The 24,167-nt window shown below is 63.8% G+C and carries 17 protein-coding genes; 1 reads left to right on the forward strand and 16 read right to left on the reverse strand.

From position 1 onward, the window contains the following. Positions 1-267: 267 nt before the first annotated feature. The 9 genes from amaB to O7B34_RS24990 all read right to left on the reverse strand — a co-directional run bounded on the left by amaB (position 268) and on the right by O7B34_RS24990 (position 14,259). Complete coding sequence (gene amaB / locus O7B34_RS24950; protein ID WP_337148543.1) at positions 268-1,782, reverse strand: L-piperidine-6-carboxylate dehydrogenase; 1,515 nt, start codon at positions 1,780-1,782, stop codon at positions 268-270. Between the two features lie 200 nt (positions 1,783-1,982). Beyond that, the gene (locus O7B34_RS24955; protein ID WP_337148544.1) at positions 1,983-3,257 is read right to left on the reverse strand and encodes an RNA polymerase sigma factor; all 1,275 of its coding nucleotides are present in this window, start codon (positions 3,255-3,257) and stop codon (positions 1,983-1,985) included. Continuing rightward, a complete protein-coding gene (locus tag O7B34_RS24960) occupies positions 3,254-3,628 on the reverse strand; it encodes a YciI family protein (RefSeq protein WP_015315946.1) in 375 nt (124 codons plus the stop codon). Before O7B34_RS24960 ends, O7B34_RS24955 begins: the two co-directional genes overlap by 4 nt. Positions 3,629-3,710: 82 nt before the next feature. Beyond that, positions 3,711-4,826, reverse strand: coding sequence for a DNA topoisomerase IB (locus O7B34_RS24965; protein WP_337148545.1), 1,116 nt, complete (start codon positions 4,824-4,826; stop codon positions 3,711-3,713). A 147-nt stretch (positions 4,827-4,973) separates the two neighbouring features. Next, on the reverse strand, positions 4,974-5,858 hold the full coding sequence (locus O7B34_RS24970; protein ID WP_337148546.1) for a transglutaminase family protein: 885 nt from the start codon (positions 5,856-5,858) through the stop codon (positions 4,974-4,976). A 12-nt stretch (positions 5,859-5,870) separates the two neighbouring features. Beyond that, positions 5,871-8,282, reverse strand: a complete 2,412-nt coding sequence (locus O7B34_RS24975; RefSeq protein WP_337148548.1) for a circularly permuted type 2 ATP-grasp protein — start codon at positions 8,280-8,282, stop codon at positions 5,871-5,873. 6 nt (positions 8,283-8,288) lie between these two features. After that, positions 8,289-11,648 carry a transglutaminase family protein gene (locus O7B34_RS24980; protein WP_337148549.1) on the reverse strand — a complete coding sequence of 1,120 codons (3,360 nt, stop codon included), beginning with the start codon at positions 11,646-11,648 and terminating at the stop codon, positions 8,289-8,291. A gap of 176 nt (positions 11,649-11,824) precedes the next feature. Further along, complete coding sequence (locus tag O7B34_RS24985) at positions 11,825-12,967, reverse strand: hypothetical protein (protein ID WP_337148550.1); 1,143 nt, start codon at positions 12,965-12,967, stop codon at positions 11,825-11,827. Between the two features lie 95 nt (positions 12,968-13,062). Continuing rightward, positions 13,063-14,259 (reverse strand): acyl-CoA dehydrogenase, encoded by a 1,197-nt coding sequence (locus tag O7B34_RS24990; protein WP_337148551.1) that lies wholly within the window; start codon positions 14,257-14,259, stop codon positions 13,063-13,065. Positions 14,260-14,358: 99 nt separating this feature from the next. Between O7B34_RS24990 and O7B34_RS24995 the strand changes: the two genes are divergently transcribed. Next, complete coding sequence (locus O7B34_RS24995) at positions 14,359-15,270, forward strand: LysR family transcriptional regulator (protein ID WP_140504094.1); 912 nt, start codon at positions 14,359-14,361, stop codon at positions 15,268-15,270. On the opposite strand, the gene O7B34_RS25000 is transcribed toward O7B34_RS24995, so the two are convergent. From O7B34_RS25000 to O7B34_RS25030, 7 genes are all read right to left on the reverse strand, one after another. Further along, the gene (locus O7B34_RS25000; RefSeq protein WP_337148552.1) at positions 15,271-17,595 is read right to left on the reverse strand and encodes a Tex family protein; all 2,325 of its coding nucleotides are present in this window, start codon (positions 17,593-17,595) and stop codon (positions 15,271-15,273) included. A 126-nt stretch (positions 17,596-17,721) separates the two neighbouring features. Then, positions 17,722-18,903: a serine hydrolase domain-containing protein gene (locus O7B34_RS25005; RefSeq protein ID WP_337148553.1), complete on the reverse strand. Its 1,182-nt coding sequence runs from the start codon at positions 18,901-18,903 to the stop codon at positions 17,722-17,724. 32 nt (positions 18,904-18,935) lie between these two features. Beyond that, complete coding sequence (locus O7B34_RS25010; protein ID WP_337148554.1) at positions 18,936-20,132, reverse strand: serine hydrolase domain-containing protein; 1,197 nt, start codon at positions 20,130-20,132, stop codon at positions 18,936-18,938. Positions 20,133-20,204: 72 nt separating this feature from the next. Next, positions 20,205-21,233: an extracellular solute-binding protein gene (locus O7B34_RS25015; protein ID WP_337148555.1), complete on the reverse strand. Its 1,029-nt coding sequence runs from the start codon at positions 21,231-21,233 to the stop codon at positions 20,205-20,207. 40 nt (positions 21,234-21,273) lie between these two features. Next, on the reverse strand, positions 21,274-22,086 hold the full coding sequence (locus tag O7B34_RS25020) for an ABC transporter permease (RefSeq protein WP_337148556.1): 813 nt from the start codon (positions 22,084-22,086) through the stop codon (positions 21,274-21,276). Then, positions 22,079-23,008 (reverse strand): ABC transporter permease, encoded by a 930-nt coding sequence (locus O7B34_RS25025; protein ID WP_337148557.1) that lies wholly within the window; start codon positions 23,006-23,008, stop codon positions 22,079-22,081. The genes O7B34_RS25020 and O7B34_RS25025 overlap by 8 nt, the downstream gene beginning before the upstream one ends. Beyond that, complete coding sequence (locus O7B34_RS25030) at positions 23,008-24,102, reverse strand: ABC transporter ATP-binding protein (protein ID WP_337148625.1); 1,095 nt, start codon at positions 24,100-24,102, stop codon at positions 23,008-23,010. Before O7B34_RS25030 ends, O7B34_RS25025 begins: the two co-directional genes overlap by 1 nt. Between the last annotated feature and the right edge of the window lie 65 nt (positions 24,103-24,167).

Raw genomic sequence — 24,167 nt, forward strand, 5'->3', positions numbered from 1 at the left:
ACTGGATGGAGGCCAACCGATACATCAATATGGACGATCTGCGCGAGCACAAAAAACTCGCTCTACGCCAAGCCGCATGACCAGCACCATGGCCGCCCAATTTTGCAGAACTTGACGCACACAACCGGCTCGGCCAGCACCCAGTCACGAAAAGCCGACGCTGGACAGACGTCAGAGCCTGTCCAGCGTTACTGCCGTATGTACACCCTTCACCTGTGTCGATTGATGCTCGGCGAGCTTGAACGACACCGACTGCGGGCGGCGTTCTCAATCGATGTCGAACGAGACGCCTTGGGCGAGCGGCAGCGCCTTGGAATAGTTCACCGTGTTGGTGGCGCGTCGCATATAGGCCTTCCATGCATCGGAGCCGCTCTCGCGGCCGCCGCCGGTTTCTTTCTCACCGCCGAAGGCACCGCCGATCTCGGCGCCCGAGGTGCCGATATTGACATTGGCGATGCCGCAATCCGAACCATCGACACCGAGGAAGCGCTCGGATTCCTGCAGGTCGCGGGTGAAGATCGATGACGACAGGCCGGCGCCGACCGCATTGTGCTCGTCAAGCACGGTGTCGAAATCCGAATACTTCATCACATAGAGGATCGGCGCGAAGGTTTCTTCCGTTACTGGCGAAACCTGCTTTGGCATTTCGACCAGCGCCGGATGGACATAATAGGCATCCGGATGGCCATTCTCGACCCGTGTCCCGCCGGTCACCTTGCCGCCATGGGCGGTCGCTTCGCTCAGGGCCTTCTGCATGGCATCGAACGCTGCCTTGTCGATCAACGGCCCGACCAGCGACGAGGTCTGCAGCGGATTGCCGACCGAAACGCTCTGATAGGCCTTCTTCAACCGCGGCACCAAGGCGTCGTAGACGCTGTCATGGACGAACAGGCGGCGCAGCGTCGTGCAGCGCTGGCCGGCCGTGCCCATGGCCCCGAAGGCGATGGCGCGCAGCGCCATGTCGAGATCGGCCGTCGGGCACACGATGCCGGCATTGTTGCCGCCCAGTTCCAGCACCGCTCGCGCAAAACGCTTGGCCAGGCGCGGACCGACATCCCGGCCCATGCGGGTCGAGCCGGTGGCCGAAACCAGCGGCACCTTCGGATGATCGACCAGGATCTCGCCGACGGCGCGGTCGCCGATCAGCACCGGCGCCAGGCCTTGCGGTGCGTCCGCGCCGAAACGCTTGACCGCACGCTTGAAGATCGCTTCGCAGGCAAGCGCCGTCAGCGGCGTCTTCTCGGAAGGTTTCCATACCACGGCATCGCCGCAGACCAGTGCGAGCGCTGCGTTCCACGACCACACGGCGACCGGGAAGTTGAAAGCCGAGATGACACCGACGACGCCGAGCGGATGCCAGGTTTCCATCATACGGTGGCCGGGACGCTCGGTGGCGATGGTCAGACCGTACAATTGCCGGGACAGACCGACGGCGAAATCGCAGATGTCGATCATTTCCTGCACTTCACCGAGCCCTTCGGAGGGGATCTTGCCAACCTCGATCGACACCAGCCGGCCCAGCTCGGTCTTGTGCGCGCGCAGTTCTTCGCCCAGCAGCCGAACCAGTTCGCCACGCTTGGGACCCGGCACCAGTCGCCAGGACTGGAATGCCTGGTGGGCGTCATCAATGGTCTTTGCCGCGTCGGCCGGCGAGATCGTCTTCAGCGCCGCGATCTGCTCACCCGTCACCGGGCTGCGCACGATCAGGTCGCCGCCGACAAGCGCCTCCTTGGCCACGCCCAGTTTCGCCAGAAGCTCGGCCGTTTCCTTCGCTATCGTCATTTTTGTTCCTTTCAGATCCCGCCGCTCGTGTGGCGTGGGTCAACGTCTTGCGCCATGCCTTCCCGCGCCGTTGCGGCTGGAAGGGGCTATCATGGCGTGCCATTACCTGTTTCAGGCGAAAATCGCCACCCCGGCATGGTCCAAGCCCAGGCTGCACGATTGAGCCAGACGACCCTTGGAGCAGAACTGGCAGAGGGCGCTTAGTTTGCCTTTTTCGTCGGCCCGCGCACGGCGCCGTCCTTGATCAGACGGTCGATATGCATGCGGATATGGGCTGCTTCCGCCGCCGTGTTGGCAAGCGCAATGGCGCGGTCGAAGGCAATGCGTGCCTCCTCGCCCCGGTCGAGTTGCATCAAGAGCCCGCCCTTGAGGCCGAAGAAATGGAAATAGCCGGATAGTCTCTGCTCGAGCGGCTCGATCATCGCCAGCGCCGCTTCCGGTCCGCGCACCTTGGCCACCGCGACCGCACGGTTGAGTGTGATGACCGGCGACGGCTGCATCTGTTCGAGCAGGCCGTAGAGCAGGTCGATCTCCACCCAATCCGTGTCCTCGGCCTTCTCGGCCCGCGCGTGGAGCGCCGCGATCGCCGCCTGCACCTGGTAAGGGCCGGGCTTGCGGTGGCGCAGGGCCTTGTCGACCAGCGCCAGCCCTTCGTCGATCATCTTGCGGCTCCACAGGCTTCGATCCTGGTCCTCGAGCAGCACGATCTCGCCATCATCGTCGAAACGAGCCGGTGCGCGTGCGTGCTGCAGCAAAAGCAATGCCGTCAGCCCCATGATCTCCGGCTCGGCCTGGAACAATCTGAGCAGCAGCCGCGCCAGCCGGATCGCTTCCTCGCACAGAGGCGCGCGGGCCGGCGCCTCGCCGCTGTTGGTCGAATAGCCCTCGTTGAAGATCAGATAGACCATGGACGCGACCGCCGCGAGCCGCTCGGAGCGCTCGACCGCGCCTGGCGTCTCGAACGGCACGCCTGCGTCCGCGATGCGCGCCTTGGCGCGCGTGATGCGCTGCTCCATCGCGCTCTCGCCGACCAGGAAGGCGCGCGCGATCTGCTTGACGGTGAGGCCGGAGACGACGCGCAGCGCCACTGCGATCTGCTGTGTTGCGGGCAAATCAGGGTGACAGCAGATGAACAGCAGCCGCAGGATGTCGTCGCGGTAATGCGCGCCGTCCAGCCGCTCCGCGATGTCGCTCTCGGCGTCTTCCAGATCGGATATCTGGTCTTCCTCCGGCATCGGCGCTTGCTTGGCGCGCTTGCGCACCGCGTCGATGCCGCTGTTGCGGCCGACGAAGATCAGCCAGGCCGCCGGATCGCGTGGCGGCCCGTTCTGCGGCCAGTTCTTCAGCGCCTTGAGGCAAGCGTCCTGGAAAGCTTCCTCCGCCGTGTCGAGATCGCGGAAATAGCGCAGCAGTGCGCCCATCGCTTGTGGGCGGGCAGCGCTGATCGCGGAGCTTATCCAGGCAAGTTCGGTCATGCTGGAACCCTGGTTGGATGGAACACCGATACCGGCCGGATCTCATAGGAACCGCCGCTCGGGTTGACCTCGGAAAGCTCGCGGGCGAATTCGACGGCCTCGTCGAGGTCAGCGCAATCGAGCGTATAGAAGCCGAGGAACTGTTCCTTGGTTTCGGCGAACGGCCCGTCGATGACCAGCGATTCGCCTTTCACTTTCCGCAGCGTCGTTGCCGCGGTCGTCGGCAAAAGCCGCGCCACGGGCCCGAGCCGGCCGGCGTTGGCATACTTCTCCTGAACGCCGAGCAGGTCGGCCATGACCTTGTCGTCCTGTTCCTTGCTCCAGGAGCAGACGACATCTTCGGAGGCGTAGCAGAGGATGGCATAGAGCATGGAGGGTCCTTTCTGTAGCAAAGGACGAAACAGTAGGGCCGATCCCGACATGGCGTCGATAAAAAAATCGAGACGCCGCGATTCAGCGGCCGCTGATTGCCACCGATCGACTCTCCTGCGTCTTCAACCATCTCAGCACAAGCGCTTCCTCCTCATCGAGACCGTCTATGGATCGCTTGCGCTTGTTGGCTTCCGCCATTTCGGTAAGCAGCCGTCCTTCGCTCCAGGCCTCGAAGACCTGCGGGTGGATATAGCATTTGCGGCAGACCGCGCGCGTATTGCCCAGCCGTTCGGCCACTTTGTCGATGATGTTGTTCATCACCCGCTTTCGCTGTGCCTGGCTTTCAGGCAGTTCCGTCTGTGCAAACAGCGACGCGGCGTGGATGGTGCCGCCCCATGTGCGGAAATGCTTCGAGCTGAACGCGTCGCCGGCGGCGTCCCGGATGTAGCGGTTGACATCGTCGGAGCGGACCGGGCGTCTGTCGTCCCCCTCGTCGAGATACTGGAACAGTTTCTGGCCCGGCAGGTCCTGCGCGCCCCGAACGATCCCGGCGATGCGGCGGTCCACCAGCTTCAATCTCCATTCCTTGCCGGACTTTCCCTTGAAGGCGAAGCGCAGGCTCGACCCCTTGATGTCGACATGCCGATCGCGCAACGTCGTCAGGCCGAAGCTCTTGTTATCGCGTGCATAGGCCGCGTTGCCGACGCGGATCATCGTGTTGTCGAGCAGCCAGACCACCGCGGCGACGACGCGTTCGAGCGGCAGGCCGGGACGGCGCAAGTCGCTGTCGATTCTGCGCCGAAGGTCCGGCAGGCTTTCGGCGAAAGCGACGAGGCTCGAATATTTGACACCGTCGCGCTCCTCGGCCCATTGCGGGTGATAGCGATACTGCTTGCGCCCTCGCTGATCCCTCCCGGTCGCCTGGATATGCCCATTCGGATCGGGCGAAATCCAGACATCGGTCCAGGCCGGCGGAATGACGATGGCCGCGATCCGCGCCCTGTCGGCATCGGAGACCGCTCTCCGGTCCGGTCCCTTGTAGGCAAAGCCCTTGCCAGCCTTCAGCCGGCGGATGCCGGGCTCGGCATCGCTGACATAGGTGAGCGCGGTATCCCGGGCGGAAATCTGTGGTCGATTCTTGGGTACGCTATCACCGTCAGCCAATCGGCTACGCGACGATCCGGTTCTCTGCAGCATGACGGCTCCACGCAAAATGTCCGTAGATAAGTTGCGGGCAGACTGCTGGTTCCACACCCCGTCTGGAAAGCAGGATCCGGTGGCGTCGGCGAGGCAATGCGCTGCATCTGTGTCGGCGGAAAGGACAGCCGGCGGCGCGCGCCTTTTTTACGCCTTTTCGAGCACCACCGGGATGACGTCGACAGCCTGCTCCCCGACCTGTCCGCCGGTCGTCTTCAGCACGCCGACGATGGGCGCCACATCCGAATAGTCGCGCCCGTAACCGACGGTGATATGGTCGTTGGAAGCCCGCATGCCGTTGGTCGGATCGAACTCCTGCCAGCCGGCATCACGCCCGCACCAGACCTTGACCCAGGCATGCATGGCATCCGCACCTTCCAGCCGCGGCTTGCCCTTGGGCGGAATGGTGCGCAGGAAGCCGCTGACATAGCCGGCCGGAATGCCGAGTCCGCGCAGCCCGGCGATCATGATGTGCGAGAAATCCTGGCAGACGCCCCGCTTCAGCCGAAAGGCATCGCTGGCCAGGGTCCGCACCGTGGTCGCTTCGCCGTCATAGGTGAAATCATGGTGGATGCGCTTGCAGAGGCTCATCGCCGTGCCGGCGGTCGAGCCACCGATGCTGTCTTGCGCATAGGCGGTGATCGCCGCATCCATGCCGGCGTGACCGCTTGCCACCAGGAAGTGATGCGGCGACGCCGGCGCCAGCGACCGCACGGCCGCCAGCTCCTGCCTGAGTCGGCCGATATCGGGCGACACGTCGAGCCCAGGCTCGGGCCGCGACACCGAAACGCGCGCGCTCATCCTTATGTCGAGCGCTTCATGCGCGTCGCGAAACGCGATCGAGGTGACGTTGTTGCCGAAAAAATCGGTAAAGTCGGATCGTTCATTGGGTGCCGGTTCAAAGGACAGCGAAGCGGCGATGACGCGCTGCACGCCGCCAATGGTCGGCGGCAGCACCCGCACCTGATGCCGGCCGCCGCCGGCAGCGGCCGCGTAGTCGTAATGGAGCAGAAGCCGGATGTCGTACAGCATGGCCATTGCTTTCTAGCCGAAATAGGCTCTGGCGAGGCTGTTGTAGAGGCCGCCGATTTCGCTGGCGAGTTCGTTCAGCGCCTTCGTCGTCATGTCAGCCGGCTCCTTGATGGCGATGGCGGTATTGAGCTGCAGGATCTCCTTGGCCGCCGCCGACATGTGCCCCTCGCCTCCGGTCGCCGGCAGCAGCCCTATCTCGGCCTTAAGCCTTTCCAGCTGGAACAGGATGGAGCGTGGATTGAGCGGATCGAGCGCCAGGAGATCGATTACCGTGCGCCGGCCGGCTTGCACCGGATATTGCCGGCGATGGGTCATGACGCTGTCGCCGATCTCCAGCATCATGTCCAGCGCGCCATCCGGCGCCTCGCTGCCGGTCAGTCGGGCCAGCGTGCCGGCGATCTGGATGCCACGCTCCAGCCGCCGGCCGATCTCAAGGAAGCGCCAGCCGGCGAAACGGTACATGTTCTCGTGCAGCAGGCCGGAGAATCCGGCAAGCTTGCGCAGAATGACGGTCATGGCCCGCGTCGCGTCGTCGCCGGGCGCCACGGTGGTGGCGAACCGATGGATCGTCTTCGACAAATCCTTGAGCGCCAGCCAGCCATCCGGCGAGAAACGATCGCGGATCTGGCCGGCGCTGTAGACGGCGCTGTCGAGCATGCCGATCAATCCTGATGGGATCGCCGTTTCGACATCGATGCCGAACGGCTCGAGATAGTCCCTGATATCTGCCAGCAGAGGCATGTCGGGATCGGACGTTTCGGCGAGCCGCACATGATAGGCGCGCAGGATGCGCACGGTGTCTTCCGAGCGTTCGATGTAGCGACCGAGCCAGGTCAGGTTTTCCGCCGCGCGGCTGGGCAGGCTACCCGGCCTGGTGCGGTTGAAGCTGTCGCCCTCCTGCGGCAGCAGCGTCTCGCGCTCGACCGGTCTGTCGCTGACCACCCAGACGTCAGCCGCCTGGCCGCCGCGCTGCATGGCGATCGCCGTCGGGTCGAGCGACAGGCCGACGCGGGCGAAACCGCCCGGCATCACCGTCCACCCCTCGGGCGTGCGCGCCAGATAGACGCGCAAGCTCGCCGGCCGGGGTTCCAGCCAGCCGCCGACATAGACGGGTGTCGTCGAAAGCGTCACCGCTTCCTGGCCGACGAAGGCCTCGCCATCACGCTCGATGCGCGCCACCAGTTCCGCCCGTTCCCCGACCGACAGCGCCGAGCCGAGCTTTGTCTGTCCATCATCCTCGAAGGCAAGTCTTGTCGACAGCGCCGGACCGACCACCATGCGGTCGATATTGGCGAGGACATGGGCGCGCTCCGTCGCCTGCCCGCACCACCATGTCGCCACGCTGGGCAAAAGCAGCTCCTCGCCCCACAATTCGCGCGCGATCTTGGGCAGGAAGGCAAGCAGCGCACGCGTCTCCATCAGGCCCGATCCCAGCGCATTGACGGTGGACACCGTACCTTGCCGGATCGCTTCGACCAGGCCCGGCGTGCCGATCTGCGAATCCGGACGCAACTCGAGAGGATCGGCGAAGGCGGCATCGAGCCGCCGCCACAGTACGCTGATCGGCATCAGGCCCGACACGGTGCGCACCATGAGTCTGCCGCCGGAAACTGTCAGATCTTCGCCTTCGAGCAGCATGATGCCGAGGTAGCGGGCGATATAGGCGTGTTCATAGTAGGTTTCGTTGAGCGGCCCCGGCGTCAGGATGGCGACGCGGCCGTCGCTCTCCTTTGCCATTCCGATCAGCGCATCGCGGAAGCGACGAAAGAAGCCGGCGAGCCGGTGCACATGCATCTCGCCATAGATGTCGGACAAAGCGCGCGTGGTGGCGACACGATTCTCCAGCGCGAAGCCGGCGCCCGAAGGCGCCTGGGTGCGGTCGCCAAGCACCCACCAGCGGCCATCGGGCCCGCGGCCGAGCTCGAAGGCGCAGAAGTGCAGGAAATGCCCTCCGGCCGGCCTGGTGCCGACCACGGGCCGCAAATATTCAGGGCTCGCCGCGATCAGCCCTGCCGGCAGGATGCCTTTTTCGACCAGTCGGTTCTGTCCATGGATATCGGCGACTATTTCCTCGAGCAGGTCGGCGCGCTGCACCAGGCCGGCGCTGATCGCCTGCCACTCGCTGTCCTCGATGAGCACGGGAATATGCGCCAGCGGCCATTCGCGCTCGTTGGCGCCCGCCTTGTCATAGACGCGGTAGTAAACACCCGCATCGCGCAGATACTGGTCGGCGCGGGCGAAGCGCTGGCCGAGCTTTTCGGCCCCGAGTTCGTCCAGCGCTTCGACAAAATCCTTCCAGACCGGGCGGGGATTGCCCGACGCGTCGACCATCTCGTCGACGACGCCGTCAATCGGCTGGTAGTGCTCCAGCAGGCTATGGGCCTGCGGCTTGCCGCGTACCCTTTTGTGATTCCCCTTTGCCATGTCAGATCACAGTCTTGGCGGACGCCTGAGGTCAAGGGTCATCGGGAAATCTTCCCCCGGCTGTTCTTCACGCAACACATAGCCGGACGGGGTATGGCCGCGCGGTTCGAAGCGGGCGAGCCGCCGTGCCTCGGCCTCGTTGCCATTGACCGGGAAGGTGTCGTAGTTGCGCCCGCCGGGATGGGCGACATGGTAGACGCAGCCGCCGACCGCCCTGCCCGACCAGCGGTCGTAGATGTCGAACACCAGCGGCGTGTTGACCGGCAGTGCCGGATGCAGGCCCGAAGCCGGCTGCCAGGCCTTGAAGCGCACGCCCGCTACCGCGACCTCCCGGTTGTCGGTAGCCCTCATCGGCACGATGCGGCCGTTGCAGACGATCGCATGGCGCTCCGGATTGAGACCTTCGGTCTTGACCTGCAGCCGTTCGACCGAGGAATCGACGAAACGCACCGTGCCGCCGATCGCCCCCTGCTCGCCCATGACATGCCATGGCTCCAGCGCTTGCCTGAGCTCCAGCTTGATGCCCGCATGCTGGACTTCGCCGCAGAAAGGAAAGCGGAATTCGAGCTGGGCGTCGAACCATTCGGGCCGGAACTCGAAACCATTGAGCTTGAGGTCGTCGAGCACATCGAGAAAGTCCGCCCAGACATAGTGCGGCAGCATGAAGCGGTCATGCAGAGAAGTGCCCCAGCGCACGAAGCGTCCGTCGAGCGGGTTCTTCCAGGCGCGTGCGATGATGGCCCGCACCAGCAATTGCTGCGCCAGAGACATGCGCGCATTGGGTGGCATCTCGAATCCACGGAATTCGACAAGGCCAAGCCGACCGGTCGGTCCATCGGGCGAGAACAGCTTGTCGATGCAGATTTCCGAGCGATGCGTATTGCCGGTGACGTCGGTCAACAGATTGCGGAACAGGCGGTCAACCAGCCATGGCAAGGGTGCGGCCCCCTGGTCGGGATGCGGCACCTGCGCCATCGCGATCTCGAGCTCATAGAGCGAATCGTGCCGCGCCTCGTCGAAGCGCGGCGCCTGGCTGGTCGGGCCGATGAACAGGCCGGAGAACAGATAGGACAGCGAGGGACGCCGTTGCCATTGCAGCACCAGGCTCTTCAGCAGGTCGGGCCGGCGCAGGAACGGACTGTCGTTGGGTGTCGCGCCACCGACCACCACATGGTTGCCGCCGCCGGTACCGGTGTGGCGGCCATCGATCATGAACTTGTCGGCGCCAAGCCGTGTCTGCCGCGCCTCGTCATAGATCGCCGTCGTCGTCGCCACGCAATCCTGCCAATTCGAGGCGGGATGGATGTTGACCTCGATGACGCCGGGGTCGGGTGCCACGCGGATAACGTTGAGGCGCGGATCCTGCGGCGGGCCGTAGCCCTCGATGTGCACGGGAAGGCCAATCGCCTTTGCCGCGTTCTCGGCAGCCGCGACGAGTTCGAGATAATCCTCGAGCGCCTCGACCGGCGGCATGAAAACGCACAGCCTTCCGTCACGCGGTTCGACCGAAAGTGCCGTGCGCACCGCGCCGCCGATCTCGGTGATCTCCTGCTCGACCCGCTCCTGCTGGCCGGTTGCCGCGGTGAACGACGCCGCCTGCTGGCGGCGTGCCATTTCGTCGGCGCCTTCCAGTTCGGCCGGAGCCGTCGCAGGCAAGATTGCTTCCCGCACGGGCAGCGGGCCCCGCGGCAGCGACGGATCGACAGGCACGATGTAGGGGAACTGCCCCGGCGGCACATAGGGCAGCGTTCCCAGCGGCAAGCGGTAGCCGACCGGGGAATCGCCCGGCACCAGGAACAGCCGGCCGCGCCGCGTCTTCCATTTTTCCGAGCGCCAGCGCGGATCGGACGCCTGGCTGTTCCAGCGCTGCACCGGCAGCACATAGCCGGATGGCTTGGTCAGCCCGCGCTCGAAGACGCGCGCCATGCGGCTGCGTTCCTCCGGGTCTTCCAGCTTGGAGTTGGACGGGTCGACATTCTCGGGCAGCTTGCCTTCCTTGAGCAGCCATTCGGCCGGATCCTCATAGGCTTCACTGACCATGGACGTGTCGATGCCGAGCTCGCCGGCGATCGCCGTCAGCAGGCTTTCAGCCTGTTTCGGCCCGACATCAGCCGAGCTTTTTTCCGGCGCGATCAGCGACGGATCGCTCCACACCGGCTCGCCGTCGGCGCGCCAAAAGAGCGAGAAGGTCCAGCGCGGCAGGCTTTCACCGGGATACCATTTGCCCTGGCCGTAATGCAGAAAGCCGCCGGGCGCGAAGCGCTCGCGCAGGCGGCGGATCAGCGCGTCGGCCTTTTCACGCTTGCTCGGCCCGACGGCGGCGGTGTTCCACTCGGCGGCCTCGAAATCGTCGATCGACACGAAGGTCGGTTCGCCGCCCATCGTCAGCCGCACATCCCCGGCCGCGAGCGCGGCATCGACCTTGTTGCCGAGCGCGTCGAGCGCCTGCCAGCTCTCATCCGAGAACGGCTTGGTGATGCGCGGATGCTCGGCGATGCGATCGACCCGCATGTCGAAGCCGAACTCGACATTGGCAAAGCTCGCCATGCCCGAAATGGGTGCCGCATTGCGGAAATGCGGCGTGGCGGCCAGCGGAACATGGCTCTCGCCGGTGAGCAGGCCGGAAGTCGGGTCGAAACCGATCCAGCCGGCACCGGGAAGATAGACCTCGCACCAGGCATGCAGGTCGGTGAAATCGACTGATGTACCGGCCGGCCCATCCAGCGCGACAAGGTCGGGCTTGAGCTGGATGAGATAGCCCGAGACGAAACGCGCGGCGACGCCGAGATTGCGCAGGATCTGCACCAGAAGCCAGCTCGAATCCCGGCAGGAGCCCTTGGCCGCCGCCAGCGTTTCCTCCGGTGAGAAGACGCCGGTCTCCATGCGCACGATATAGGCGATCTCGCGCTGCAGACGCGCATTGAGGTCGACGAGGAAATTGACCGTGTTCGGCGCGCTGCGGTCGACGGTTTCCAGGAAAGCCGAGAGAAGCGGCCCCGCCGGCTCCGGTGCCCGGTAGATGGCCAGATCATCCCTGATTTCCTCGGGATAATCGAACGGGAATGCCTCCGCCGACGGTTCGACGAAGAAGTCGAACGGATTGTAGACCGTCATGTCGGCGACGAGGTCGACCTCGATCTTCAGCTCCGTCACCGGCTCGGGAAAGACAAAACGGGCGAGGAAGTTGCCGTAGGGATCTTGCTGCAGATTGACGAAGTGGTTCGCCGGCTCGACCTTGAGCGAATGGCTCAACACCTTGGTGCGGGAATGCGGTGCCGGCTGAAGCCTGATCACCTGGGGACCCAGAACCACCGGCCGGTCGTATTTGTAGTGGGTCAGATGGTAGACGGCTGCCAGAATTGCCATGGGGCCCCGGAATTCAGCGTTTCAAACGATTTCGCTGAACCCTGACACATCCGGCCGCCATTCTCCAAGCGGATGTTGCGGTGCACCTAAATTAAACGGCTATTGAACGGACAATGTCGCCTGGCAGGCCTTGGCTACATCGCTTCGCCCTGCCTCGAATGAGACGCCACCCGAACCTAGACGACCAGTACGTCGACGAATTGTCCAAATTTGCGCATTCTCTCAAGATTGACTGCAAGCCAGGCGTTCTTGAGATGCTCTGCCGCGCGGTCACCGATTTCCGGCGTCAGACCCGGCGGGGATTTAGGAAAAGCCGCGAAGTGGGCGCTGCAAGGGTGGAAAAGAAGGTAGTACTCAAGCTCTTGAGGCCTCCCTCCAGCATGCAACGGCATTCCGTCCAGAGGAACTGGGTTCATCCTCTCGATTCTCACAGGAAGCGATAGCCCGGCAATCCCGACGTTCATTTTGTAGATGTCCGGATCTTCACGGTTTACGCTCGGGATCTGAATCCGGACATCCGGTTCGTTATCCACGGTGACGATGTAGGCGCCGGGCCACCGTTCATGGTCATCAACCTTATAGCGCGAGAGCGGCCGGCTCGCGGTTCGCTCCGGCGTGAAGGTATTGACGAAATCCAGGATCGTATCCTGGACTGCCACCAGTTCAGGCATTGGCTGTCGCCAGTTCCAGTGCAGTTCGCCAACAACCGGCACGGCGAACTTCCGATAGTATCGTCCATCGACCTCCACCTCCTCGACACTGCGCCTCAGCAGGTCCTGCATTGGTTTCTCGATCAATGCCTGGATATTTTCGAGGTCCGAATTTGACAGCTCCTCGACCTCGGCCCGGAACGGATCGGTGTGGTTGATCCGTTGGACGGTGATATGCGAGCAATAGGCTGCGGGGGTGTCGCTGTGGAGGGGCTGCGCGGAGCTTGGAAGCAGTGCGAATTCCTTAAGCCAGCGAGCAATCGCGATATGCCAGGGATGCGCCGCACGGACCTCGCTGTGGAGGGGGCGGTTGGGGCTTGGATCCCCCAATTCCTCAAGCCAGCGGGTAATGGAGATTTTAACACCGTCCGAGCCGCCGAAAAACAGCCCGGCCTCCCATACATACATATGCCGAACGGACCCGGAGTTCAGCCGGAACGTCCAGCTATGCCCGGTGTACACGGAAAAGCGGCAGCCTTCTTCGTGGGAGCCCCAAGTGCCTCCAACGAAGCTGAATTCACGTCGGTACCGATCCATCTGCACCAGACGCTTGCCGCGAAAGCGCTTGAGCCCCTCGCGGATGCAATCGGCGCTACTGCGCAACGGCATTACCTTCTCCAACGCAATTGAAGAGGCAACACGTCTATCCAGAAATCCTGTACGATCTGTTTAGCGAAGCGGCCCGGATCCAGGATCGCCCTGCCTTAAAAGAATGCTTGTATCCCGGTCTGCGCCCGTCCCAGGATCAGCGCGTGCACGTCATGCGTGCCTTCATAGGTGTTGACGGTCTCCAAATTCTGCGCGTGGCGCATGACGTGGTAGCCGATCTGGATGCCGTTGCCGCCATGCATGTCGCGGGCCTGGCGGGCGATGTCGAGCGCCTTGCCGCAATTGTTGCGCTTGACGATCGAGATCATTTCCGGCGCCATTTTGCCTTCATCGAGCAGGCGCCCGACGCGTAACGAAGCCTGCAGCCCCAAAGCGATCTCGGTCTGCATATCGGCGAGCTTCTTCTGGTAGAGTTGCGTGCCGGCCAGCGGCTTGCCGAACTGCTTGCGGTCCAGCCCATACTGGCGAGCGCGATGCCAGCAATCTTCCGCCGCGCCCATCGAGCCCCATGAGATGCCGTAGCGGGCCCGGTTGAGGCAACCGAAGGGTCCGCCGAGCCCCTTGGCATTGGGCAGCAGTGCGTCCTCGCCGACCTCGACACCTTCCATCACTACTTCACCGGTGATCGACGCCCGCAGCGACAGCTTGCCGCCGATCTTCGGCGCCGACAGCCCCTTCATGCCTTTTTCCAGCACGAAACCGCGGATCTCGTCCTTGCCGTTCTCGCCCTTCAACTTCGCCCAGACGACGAACACGTCGGCGACCGGCGCGTTGGAAATCCACATCTTGGAGCCGGTCAGCTTGTAGCCGCTGGCGGTCTTTTCCGCGCGCGTCTTCATGCCGCCGGGGTCGGAGCCAGCATCCGGTTCGGTCAGACCGAAACAGCCGATCCATTCGCCGCTGGCGAGCTTCGGCAGGTACTTCCTGCGCTGCTCATCCGAGCCATAGGCGTAGATTGGATACATCACCAGCGATGACTGCACCGACATCATCGAGCGATAGCCGGAATCGACGCGTTCGACTTCCCGCGCCACCAGCCCGTAGGTGACATAGTTGGCGCCGAGGCCACCGAACTCCTCCGGGATGTTGATACCGAGCAGGCCAGCCTCGCCCATCTCGCGGAAGATCGCCGTATCGAAAGTCTCGTTGAGATACGCCTCCTCGATGCGCGGCGCGAGCTTGTCGGCGGCAAAGGCCGCCGCGCCGTCGCGCACCATGCGTTCGTCTTCCGAAAGCTGGTCCTCGATCAGGAACGGGTCTTCCCAGACGAATGCATTCTTGTCGGCGGCCATGGCTTGATCCTCAGAAGGGTGAAGCCCGGCTTATCGGCCCGTGGCCCGAAAAAATCAAACGAAATTGCTTCACCGATCAATGAGCGTTAGGAATGGATCATGAGTGTCCAGCGTCGCCTTTTGCCCAACATCAGCGCCCTTGCCGCCTTCGAGGCGGTGGCTCGGCTTGGCAGTTTCACCGCCGCCGCCCAGGAGCTGGATTTGACCCAGGGCGCCGTCAGCCGTCAGATCAGCTTGCTGGAAGATCAGTTCGGCCGCCGGCTGTTCGAACGCGACAGCCGAAACGTCCGCCTGTCGACGGCAGGCGAAATCTACGCCGAGGCAGTACGTTCGGCGCTTGGCCAATTGCGCGACGCAGCGCTTGGATTGATGAGCAATCGGCATAGCGGCATCCTGAACCTGGCCATATTGCCGACCTTCGGCACGCGCTGGCTGATGCCGATGATCCCCAATTTCGTCGAAAGCAATCCCGACATCACCATCAACTTCGTCACCCGCGTCGGCCGGTTCGACTTCGCCAGGGAGAGGCTGGATGCAGCCATCCACTACGGCCTGCCGGACTGGCCGGACGCCGATTCGACACTGCTGGTGCGTGAGACGGTGGCACCGGTGGTGTCGCCCGAGTTCCTCGCCGGCCGCGCCATCGCCACGCCGGCCGACATCGGTCGTTTGCCGCTGCTGCACATGACGACGCGCCCCGGCGCCTGGACGGAATGGTTCGAGCATCAGGGGCTGAGCGCGCCGACCGGGCCGGGCATGCAGTTCGAGCAGTTCGGCACCGCCGCCCAGGCTTGCATGGCGGGGCTCGGCGTGGCGCTCTTGCCGCTGCTCCTCATCGCTGGCGAATTACAGCGCGGCCAGCTTGTGCCAGCACCCGGCCAGCCGATGCAAAGCCGCAGCGCCTATTACCTCGTCATTCCCCACGACAAGCGCGGCTATCCACCGGTTGCCAGCTTTCGAGACTGGCTGCTGGGCCAGCTTGAGAAGGAGCCGGCTGTTCTGGCGTGGTAGCTATTTCCGCTTCAGTGCGTCCGCCAGCGCGGCGCCGAACGCACCTTGCTGTGCCGGCCGCTCGGGCTGGCGCTGCGGCGCCGGCGAGCGTGGCGCCGGCCTGCCGCCGCCATTGTCGCGCGGCCCGCTCCTCGGCGCGCCGCCCTCGCCGCCATCCTTGCGCATGGAGAGCGCGATGCGCTTGCGCTTGATGTCGACATCGACGACGCGCACCTTCACCACGTCGCCGGCCTTGACCACCTCGTGCGCGTCCTTGATGAAACGGTCAGCCAGTTGCGAGACATGCACCAGCCCGTCCTGGTGGACGCCGATATCGACGAAGGCGCCAAACGCCGCCACATTGGTGACGGTGCCTTCCAGCAGCATGCCGGGCTTCAAATCCTTGATGTCGTCGATGCCATCGGCGAAGGTAGCCGTCTTGAAGCCGGGGCGCGGGTCGCGGCCGGGCTTTTCCAGCTCCGCCAGGATATCGCGCACCGTCGGCAGGCCGAAACGCTGGTCGACGAAGACGCGCGGGTCGAGCGCCTTCAGCGCGGCGCTGTCGCCCATCAGCGAACGCACATCGCGGCCGCAGGCGGCGACGATCTTCTTGGCCACCCCATAGGCTTCCGGATGCACCGACGAGGCATCGAGCGGCTCACTGCCATTGGCAATGCGCAGGAAGCCGGCGGACTGTTCGAACGCGCGCGGCCCAAGCCGCGCCACCTTCAGCAGGTCCTTGCGGCTGGCGAACGGGCCGGTCGCATCGCGATGCGCGACGATCGCCTCGGCAAGCGACGCCCCGAGGCCCGAAACGCGGGCCAGCAACGGTGCCGAGGCGGTATTCAGGTCGACGCCGACCGCGTTGACGGCGTCCTCGACGACAGCTTCCAGCGAGCGGCCGAGCCGGTACTGGTCGACATCGTGCTGATACTGGCCGACACCGATGGATTTCGGCTCGATCTTGACCAATTCGGCCAGCGGATCCTGCAGGCGCCGCGCGATCGACACCGCGCCGCGCAGCGACACGTCGAGGCCGGGAAATTCGGCCGCCGCCGTCGCCGAGGCCGAATAGACCGAGGCACCCGCCTCGCTGACGATAACCTTGAGCGGCTTCGGGCCTGAACCCGCTGGCATGTCCGACAGCATGTCCGCAACCAGCTTCTCCGTTTCGCGGCTACCGGTGCCGTTGCCGATTGAGATCAGCTCGACCTTGTGCTGGCGGATCAGCGCGGCAAGCTCGGCCTGCGTGCCGCGCACATCGTTCCGCGGCGGGAACGGATAGACCGTCGTCGTCGCCAGCAGCTTGCCAGTGCCGTCGACCACCGCAACCTTGACGCCGGTGCGGATGCCGGGATCGAGCCCCATCGTCGGCCGCGAGCCGGCGGGAGCCGCCAGCAGCAAATCCTTCAGGTTGCGGGCAAAGACATGGATCGCCTCTTCCTCGGCCCGCTCGCGCAGGTCGCGCATCAGATCGAGCGTCAGGTGCAACGACAGTTTTATCCGCCAGGTCCAGCCGGCGACCTCCATAAGCCAGCGGTCGCCCGGCAGGCTGGCGCCGATGGCGTAGGCATTGGCGATCATCCGCTCGACCGGCTTCACCGGTGAGGCATCGTCGGCATCGACCTCGATATCGAGCGACAGCACCTCTTCATTGCGGCCGCGCAGCATGGCCAGCGCGCGGTGGCTTGGCGCCGTGGACCAACGCTCGACATGGTCGAAATAGTCCGAGAATTTTGCGCCGGCCTCCTGCTTGCCGTCGACCACCCTGGCGCGCAGGAAGGCGCGCTCCTTCATGTAGCCGCGCAGCTTGCCGACCAGATCGGCATTTTCGGAGAACTGCTCCGACAGGATGTCGCGCGCGCCATCGAGCGCGGCCTTGGCATCGGCCACCTCTTCGGTGACATAGGCGAGCGCGACTTCCGCGGGCACCAATGAGCGGTCGTTGAGAATGGCTTCGGCAAGCGGCCCCAGCCCGCGCTCCCTGGCGATCTCGGCCTTGGTGCGGCGCTTCGGCTTGTAGGGTAGGTAGATGTCCTCGAGCTCCGCCTTGGTGGCCACCGCCCCGATCTTCGCTTCGAGGTCTGGCGTAAGCTTGCCCTGCTCGCGGATCGAACCCAGGATGGTGTCGCGGCGGGCGTCGAGTTCGCGCAGATAGACGAGACGCTCGGCAAGGTCGCGCAGCTGCGTGTCGTCCAGCCCGCCGGTCACCTCCTTGCGGTAGCGTGCCACGAACGGCACCGTCGCCCCCTCATCGAGCAGTCCGATCGCCGCGGCCGCCTGTTCGGGCCGCGCCTTGATTTCGGCTGCGATGATGGCTGCGATGCGCTTGATGTCGGATGCCATGTCGTTCCCACTCTCGTCGAAAAGAGCGGCGACCATAGGCGCAGAGATCAGGTCCGCCAACCACCGCGTTTTCAACGGCGGCGGAGGTCCACAGGAAAGCGCGGACGATTGGATTGTCCGGGCTGGTCAGACCATGCGGCTCAGCACTTCGAAAAAGGCAACGATTTCGAGGTCCAGTGCATCGTCGACCGGCTCCGGCTGCGACGACATCTTGGCGATGACCACTTCGGTCCTGGGGTCGACGTAAAGCCACTGGCCATGGATGCCGATGCCGCAATAGGCGCCATTTTCCAAACCGGTCTGATACCATTTGTTGCGGTAACGGCCTTTCGGGAACAGCGGCAGCATGGCACCGCGCTGCCACGCTTCCGAGCTGCCGCCGGTGCTGGTGGTGTCGCGCACCCAGGCCTCGGGCACGATGCGGCGGCCATTGGCCGTGCCGCCTTGCCGCATCATCTCGCCGATGCGCGCCAGGTCACGCGGCGTCACCGAAATGCCGCCTGCGGTGCGTGCCGTGCCTTCCATGTCGACACCGACAGAGGCCTCGCTGATGGCGCCAAGCGGCAGCCACAGTTTCTCACGCATCAAGTCGCAGAAGCGCTGCCCTGAAGCGCGTTCCAGGAGAAGGCCGAGCAGGTCGGAATTGGGCGAACGGTAGCGGAAGGTCTGGCCATGCGGCTCGGCAAGCCGCTCGAGGGTCAGGATGAATTCGCGCAGGCTTTCGGTGCCGCCGCCGGGGTTCCACAGCGTCGCGCGGCGATAGCGGGCAAAGGCGCTTTCCGGATCGAGATAGGCCTCCTCGAAATCGAGGCTGACGCTCATGTCGAGCACATGCCGAACGCTTGCATCGCCATATGCCGAGCCCACAGCTTCCGGAATGTAATGCGTCACCGGCGCCTTGGGGTCGAACACCCCCTCGCCTTCCAGTATGCCGGCGATAATCGCGGTCACCGACTTGCTGACCGAGAAGATGATGTGGCGCGCGCCGAACTCCATATGCGGCGCGAACCAGTCGCCTATGATCTTGCCGCCTTTCATCACCGTCAATGCGTCGGTGCTGGAGCGAACGAGAAACTCGGCCACCGTCTCCGGCGCGCTCGCGACCGTGACCTTTTCCCCGAGCAAGCCGCCCAAGTCCCGCACAGGAGCCTCGATGACGCCCGGCGCCGCTGCCACGCGTGCCGTCGGCACCAGTTCGCCGAGGTTCTGGAATGACCACCGGTTGAACGGGGCTACGCGCCAGTTGGCGAGCAGCACCTCGTTACGGCCGAATCCGTATCGTGTCTTGAACGCGGTCTTGCCGGCCATCGCGTTTCCTACCAGTCCATTGTTCTTGAAGCTCAGCTAAGCGCCGCTGCGATGGCGTGCACGGCCTTCAGCGTTGCCACGGAATAGGCCATGTTGCTGAAATCCGGGTAGGTCGACAGCTTCACCACCACCATTCCTGTGTTCCAGTCGATATGGATCAACTGTCCAAACACGCCCCGGCACATCAGTGCGCGCGAGCTGGGATCCTCGATCCAGAACTGGTTGCGGTAGCTGCCCTCGGGCAGGCTGGCCGAGAAATCCGGACCATGCTTGCCAGTGCGCGTCGCCTCGATCCAGTCGGCCGGCACGATGCCGCCGCCATTGTCGAGGATCAGCTGGCCAAAGCGGGCGTAGTCGCGCAGCGTCGCGTTGAAGCCGCCATCGGCCAGCGCATAGCCGGCGCTGTCGACGGTGAAGCAGGCGCTTTCGTCGGCACCGAGCTTTTGCCAGAGTTCCTCGGAAACCAGCTGCGCCAGCCGCTTGCCCGTCACCCGTTCCATGATGAAGGCGAGCACGTCCGTCTCGATCGAGCGATATTCGAACGCAGCCCCATGCGGACGGACCGTGTCCTTCAAACCCAGGATCAGCTCGAACATGTGCGAGGGCCAGCGGAAATCCGGATTGCTGCCCGGCGGCAGCGGCTTCCAGCCAGTGGCGACATCGACCTGGCCGATGTCGGAATAGCGGTCGGTGTATTCCTCTGAGAACCGCACGCCGGTGGTCATATCAAGCACATGCTGGACGCTGGCGCCGGCCCAGCCGGTCGCGTTGAGTTCCGGCAGGTAGTCCGTCACCGGCTTCGCCGGATCGATCAGACCCCGCCCGGCCAATATGCCGAACACCGAGCCGGTGACGGACTTGGCCATCGACTGCGACAAATGCAGCGTGCGTTCGTCCATACCGTTGAAATAGCGCTCATAGGCTATCCTGCCGTCCTTGAGCACCAGGAAGCCGTCCGTATAGGTCTCGTCGAGCAAGCCGGCGAGTGTCGAAGGCCTGCCTTCGCTGTCCTCGACAGCCAGTCCATCGAGATCGACCTCGGCGCGTTCGAGACGGTGGCGGTGACCAGTGCCGCGCCATACTTCGGCGGTCGGCAGAATTTCCCTGATGTGCTGGAAAGCCCAGCGGTTCCAGGGCGGCCGGTCCCAGTCGAGCTTGGGCAGCGTCATCGCCGGCGGCGAGCCTTGCATGATCGGCGGCCGCGGCTCGGAATTGCGATAGGAAGTCATCGATTCTCCCAGTGTACTCAATGCGCAAGAAAGGGAGGCCGAAGCCTCCCTTTCGCGGTATTTTCGAACGCCCTATTTGCGCAGGTTGGTCCAGATCTTGTTGTAGATCTCCACCACTTCCGGCGGGCATGGCGGTACGAATTCCGCGGCCGGCGCGCCTGCCGGCGGGTTGATCTCCGGCGAGTTGGCAAAGTCTGGCGACAGGAACTTGTGGCTGCCGGCAATGCCATTGTCATAGCCGGCGAACTCGGAGATCAGCGCCGCGTTTTCCGGAGCCATGATGAAATCCTGGAACAGCTTGGCGTTTTCGAGGTTTTTCGCGCCCTTCAGCACCGCCACATTGTCCATCCAGCCCTCGATGCCTTCCTTCGGATAGGCATATTTGATGGCCGGGATCTTCTGGCGCGAGCGATACGTCGCACCGTTCCACTGTTCGGTCACGATCACGTCGCCCGAGGTGATCTTGGTGATCGTGTCATAGCTGAAGGTCTTCCAGGATGGCTTCGCCGCCGTCAGGATGTCGTTGATCTTTTTCAGATTGGCCTTGTCGGCACCGCAGCGTGGCACGCCGGCATAGCGCTCGGCTGCGTGCATGACAGTGTTGACGTCGTCGAGCATGTTGATCTGGCCCTTCAACTCGGCGGGCGGGTCGAAGAGGATCGCCAGCGTGTTGATGTCGCCCTTGAACTTGTCCATGTTGACCGAGAATGTCGTGGTGCCGAACTGCCACGGCGCGGTGTAGTGGCGGCCCTTGTCCCAGTAGATGTCGACGAAGCGCGGGTCGATGTTCTTGCCGTTCGGCATTGCGTTGGGCTCGGTCTTTTCGAGCAGGCCCTCGTCGACCATGATCTTAACGGTGTAGTCCGACGGCACCACGATGTCGTAGCCGGAATTGCCGGCGCGCACCTTGGACAGCATGGTCTCGTTGGAATCATAGTCGTCCAGCGTCACCTTGACGTTGTACTGCTTCTCGAATTTTTCGATGAGTTTGGGGTTGGTGTAGTCGCCCCAATTGTAGATGTGCAGTTCGCCGTCGGCGAGCGCGGGCACTGCCCACAAAAGCACGGCCGTCGAAACGGCCGCCATCAGTTTTCTAGACATTTTATGTTCTCCTTGCCTTCCCATTGTTGTCGTGGAGCTCTCATTTGGCGCGTCGGCGCGCGATCAGGAACGATATCGAGACGAACAGGATCGACACCAGCAACAGGATGGTGGAGATGGCGTTGATCTCCGGTGTCATCGGTCGCCTGATCTGGTTCCAGATATACAGGGGCAGCGTCGTCTGGCCGGGGCCCGCGACAAGCTGCGTGATGGTGAAATCGTCGAACGAGACGATGAAGGCGAGCGCCCCGCCCGACATGATGCCCGGAACGAGCAAGGGCAGCGTCACGCGTTTGAAGGCGTTCCAGGGCGTCGCGTAAAGATCGGCGGCGGCGTATTCCAGCGTCAGGTCCATGTCTTCCAGCCGAGCCCTGATCGGCATGTAGGCAAAGGGGATGCAGAAGACGGTGTGGGCGAGGATCAGGTTGCCAATACCGAAATTCAGCCCGAAGGTGCCGGCGATGAGGGCGAAGAACGACAGCGTCGCCACCGCCGTTATGATCTCGGGGACCATCAGCGGCAGGTTGATGACCATGAAGGCGGCCGCCAGCCCTCGCCATGGCTTCACCCGCGTCATGCCGATCGCCGCCAGCGTGGCGCAGACGGTGGAGATTACCGTGGCGCTCACCGAGATGATCAGCGTGTTCCTCGCGGCGTTGTGGAATTCCTCATTGAGCAGCGCACTGCCGTACCAGCCGAGGGTGAGACCTTCCCAATGGGTGACGAGCGAGCCGCTGTTGAGCGAGAAGATCATCAGGATCAGGACCGGCACGTAGAGTACCAGCAGGCAGAGAATGGCGACCGAGCGGAAGCCCGGCTGATCCTTGATGTCGATGCTGCGGGGATCAGCCATGCTGCATCCTCCCCGACGTGTTGCGGACGTAAAAGTAGAGCGCCACCAGCACCGCGGCCATCAGGATCAGCGCCTGCGCGCAGCCGAGCGGCCAGTTCCTTCCGGAGCCGAACTGCTGCGCGATAAGGTCGCCGATCATCAGGTGGATGCCGCCGCCGAGGATCAGCGGCGTGACATAGGCGCCAAGGGCCGGGATGAAAACGAGCAGGCAGCCGGCTATGATGCCCGGCCGTGACAGCGGAATGATGACGCGCCACAGCACCTGACGGCGCGTTGCGTAGAGGTCGTAAGCCGCCTCGACGAGCCGGAAATCCAGTTTCTCCAAGCTGGAATAGAGCGGCAGCACCATGAACGGCAGAAAGGCATAGAGCAGGCCGAGCTGGATGGCGAAGTTGGTATAGAGCATGGTGATCGGCTTATCGATGATGCCCAATGCCAAAAGCGCGTTGTTGATCAGGCCCTCGTCGCGGATGATGAACATGATGGCGAGCGTGCGCACCAGCAGATTGGACCAGAACGGAATGGTGATCAGCAGCACCCACCAGTTCCGCTGCGCCGGCGGCCGCGTCGCCATGAAATAGGCGGTGGGAAAACCGAGCAGCAGGCAGATTATCGTCGTCACCACGGCGAACAGGAATGAGCGCAGATAGATGATCAGGAAATCCGGTGTGAACTGCAGCGTGTCGTCGAAAATATCGCGTTGGAACAGGAAGTTCAGATAGGCGTCGGTCGAGAACTGCCACTGGACGCCGCCATAGGGTGCGGCGACGAGGAACGAATAGACGCAGATGATGACCAGCGGCAGCACGCCGAAGATACCGATGATGATCAGCGCCGGTAACGAAAGCAGCCGGTTGCGACGTGCCGTGGCTTTTGCCGCCCCGGCCTCGAACAATGCGGCTTTGGGGAGCATCGCTGTCATCAGTCCCTCAGCACTTGCGCGGCGTCGTTGCCGATGGAAATGCCGACCTTGTCGCCCTGCTCGAATCCGCAGCCGGCGCTGCGGCTGTTCTGCTGGCGCACGGTGAAGGCTTCGCCGCTGTCGAGGCGGACCTGGATGTGCGTGTCGGTGCCGAAATACACAATGTTTTCGACCGAACCGGAAAGGTCGCCCTTGGCCGTGGTCAGCTTGGCATGTTCGGGCCGCACCACCACTGTCGCCTTGTCCTTCGGCTGGAAGCCTTCGGCGACCGTGGCGTCGATCGTCGCCCCCGATTTGAGCGTTGCGCGGGCCTTGCCGTTGCTGACGCCGGCAATGGCCGCAGTCAGGAAATTGGTCTCGCCGATGAAGTCGGCGACGAAGCGCTCCGCCGGCTTGTCGTAGATGTCCCAGGGCGTGCCGACCTGCAGGATCTTGCCCGACGACATCACCGCGATGCGGTCCGACATGGTCAGCGCTTCTTCCTGGTCGTGGGTGACGAAGATGAAGGTGATGCCGGTTTCGTGCTGCAGCCGCTTCAGCTCGATCTGCATCTCCTTGCGCAGCTTGTAGTCGAGCGCCGACAAGGGTTCGTCGAGCAGCAGCACCTTGGGCTGCGGTGCCAGTGCCCTGGCCAGCGCCACGCGCTGCTGCTGGCCGCCGGAGATCTGGCTGGTGCGGCGGCCGCTGAGCGCCTCCATCTTGACCAGCTTCAGCATCTGCGCGACGCGTGCCTTGATCTCGGCCTTCGGCTTGCCCAGCATTTCCAGGCCAAAGCCGATATTGTCGGCGACCGTCATGTGGGGGAACAGCGCATAGGACTGGAAAACGGTGTTGACCGGCCGCTTGAACGGCGGCAGCGGCGCGATGTCCTGGCCATGGAGCAGGATTTCGCCGGCGCTTGGGAAATCGAAGCCGGCTATCAGCCGTAAAAGCGTCGTCTTGCCGCAGCCGGAAGGCCCCAGCAGCGTGAAAAACTCATTTTCGCGGATTGAGACGGACACAGTGTCCAGCGCGGCGACTTGCGCCTCCCCCGTGCCGAAAACCTTGCGCACACGACGGACTTCGATCGCATTCTTACCCGGTTGTTCCGGCACGATTACCCCATTGAGAAAGCCTGCTCTTGGCGGCAGGTTTCGTTCCTGTTCGATTGTCATCACAT

The organism is Mesorhizobium sp. Cs1299R1N3, assembly GCF_037179625.1.
In the GTDB taxonomy this organism is placed as follows: Bacteria; Pseudomonadota; Alphaproteobacteria; order Rhizobiales; family Rhizobiaceae; genus Mesorhizobium; species Mesorhizobium salmacidum.

Bases quoted from the DNA above. Each gene is read 5' to 3' on its own strand.
- O7B34_RS24960 (WP_015315946.1), bottom strand. From the start codon at position 3,628: ATGCTCTATGCCATCCTCTGCTACGCCTCCGAAGATGTCGTCTGCTCC.
- O7B34_RS25000 (WP_337148552.1), bottom strand. From the start codon at position 17,595: ATGGCATCCGACATCAAGCGCATCGCAGCCATCATCGCAGCCGAAATC.
- amaB (WP_337148543.1), bottom strand. From the start codon at position 1,782: ATGACGATAGCGAAGGAAACGGCCGAGCTTCTGGCGAAACTGGGCGTG.
- O7B34_RS25020 (WP_337148556.1), bottom strand. From the start codon at position 22,086: ATGGCTGATCCCCGCAGCATCGACATCAAGGATCAGCCGGGCTTCCGC.
- O7B34_RS24975 (WP_337148548.1), bottom strand. From the start codon at position 8,282: ATGGCAAAGGGGAATCACAAAAGGGTACGCGGCAAGCCGCAGGCCCAT.
- O7B34_RS24985 (WP_337148550.1), bottom strand. From the start codon at position 12,967: ATGCCGTTGCGCAGTAGCGCCGATTGCATCCGCGAGGGGCTCAAGCGC.
- O7B34_RS24995 (WP_140504094.1), top strand. From the start codon at position 14,359: ATGAGTGTCCAGCGTCGCCTTTTGCCCAACATCAGCGCCCTTGCCGCC.
- O7B34_RS24965 (WP_337148545.1), bottom strand. From the start codon at position 4,826: ATGCTGCAGAGAACCGGATCGTCGCGTAGCCGATTGGCTGACGGTGAT.
- O7B34_RS25025 (WP_337148557.1), bottom strand. From the start codon at position 23,008: ATGACAGCGATGCTCCCCAAAGCCGCATTGTTCGAGGCCGGGGCGGCA.
- O7B34_RS24970 (WP_337148546.1), bottom strand. From the start codon at position 5,858: ATGCTGTACGACATCCGGCTTCTGCTCCATTACGACTACGCGGCCGCT.
- O7B34_RS25005 (WP_337148553.1), bottom strand. From the start codon at position 18,903: ATGGCCGGCAAGACCGCGTTCAAGACACGATACGGATTCGGCCGTAAC.
- O7B34_RS24980 (WP_337148549.1), bottom strand. From the start codon at position 11,648: ATGGCAATTCTGGCAGCCGTCTACCATCTGACCCACTACAAATACGAC.
- O7B34_RS24990 (WP_337148551.1), bottom strand. From the start codon at position 14,259: ATGGCCGCCGACAAGAATGCATTCGTCTGGGAAGACCCGTTCCTGATC.
- O7B34_RS24955 (WP_337148544.1), bottom strand. From the start codon at position 3,257: ATGACCGAACTTGCCTGGATAAGCTCCGCGATCAGCGCTGCCCGCCCA.
- O7B34_RS25010 (WP_337148554.1), bottom strand. From the start codon at position 20,132: ATGACTTCCTATCGCAATTCCGAGCCGCGGCCGCCGATCATGCAAGGC.
- O7B34_RS25015 (WP_337148555.1), bottom strand. From the start codon at position 21,233: ATGTCTAGAAAACTGATGGCGGCCGTTTCGACGGCCGTGCTTTTGTGG.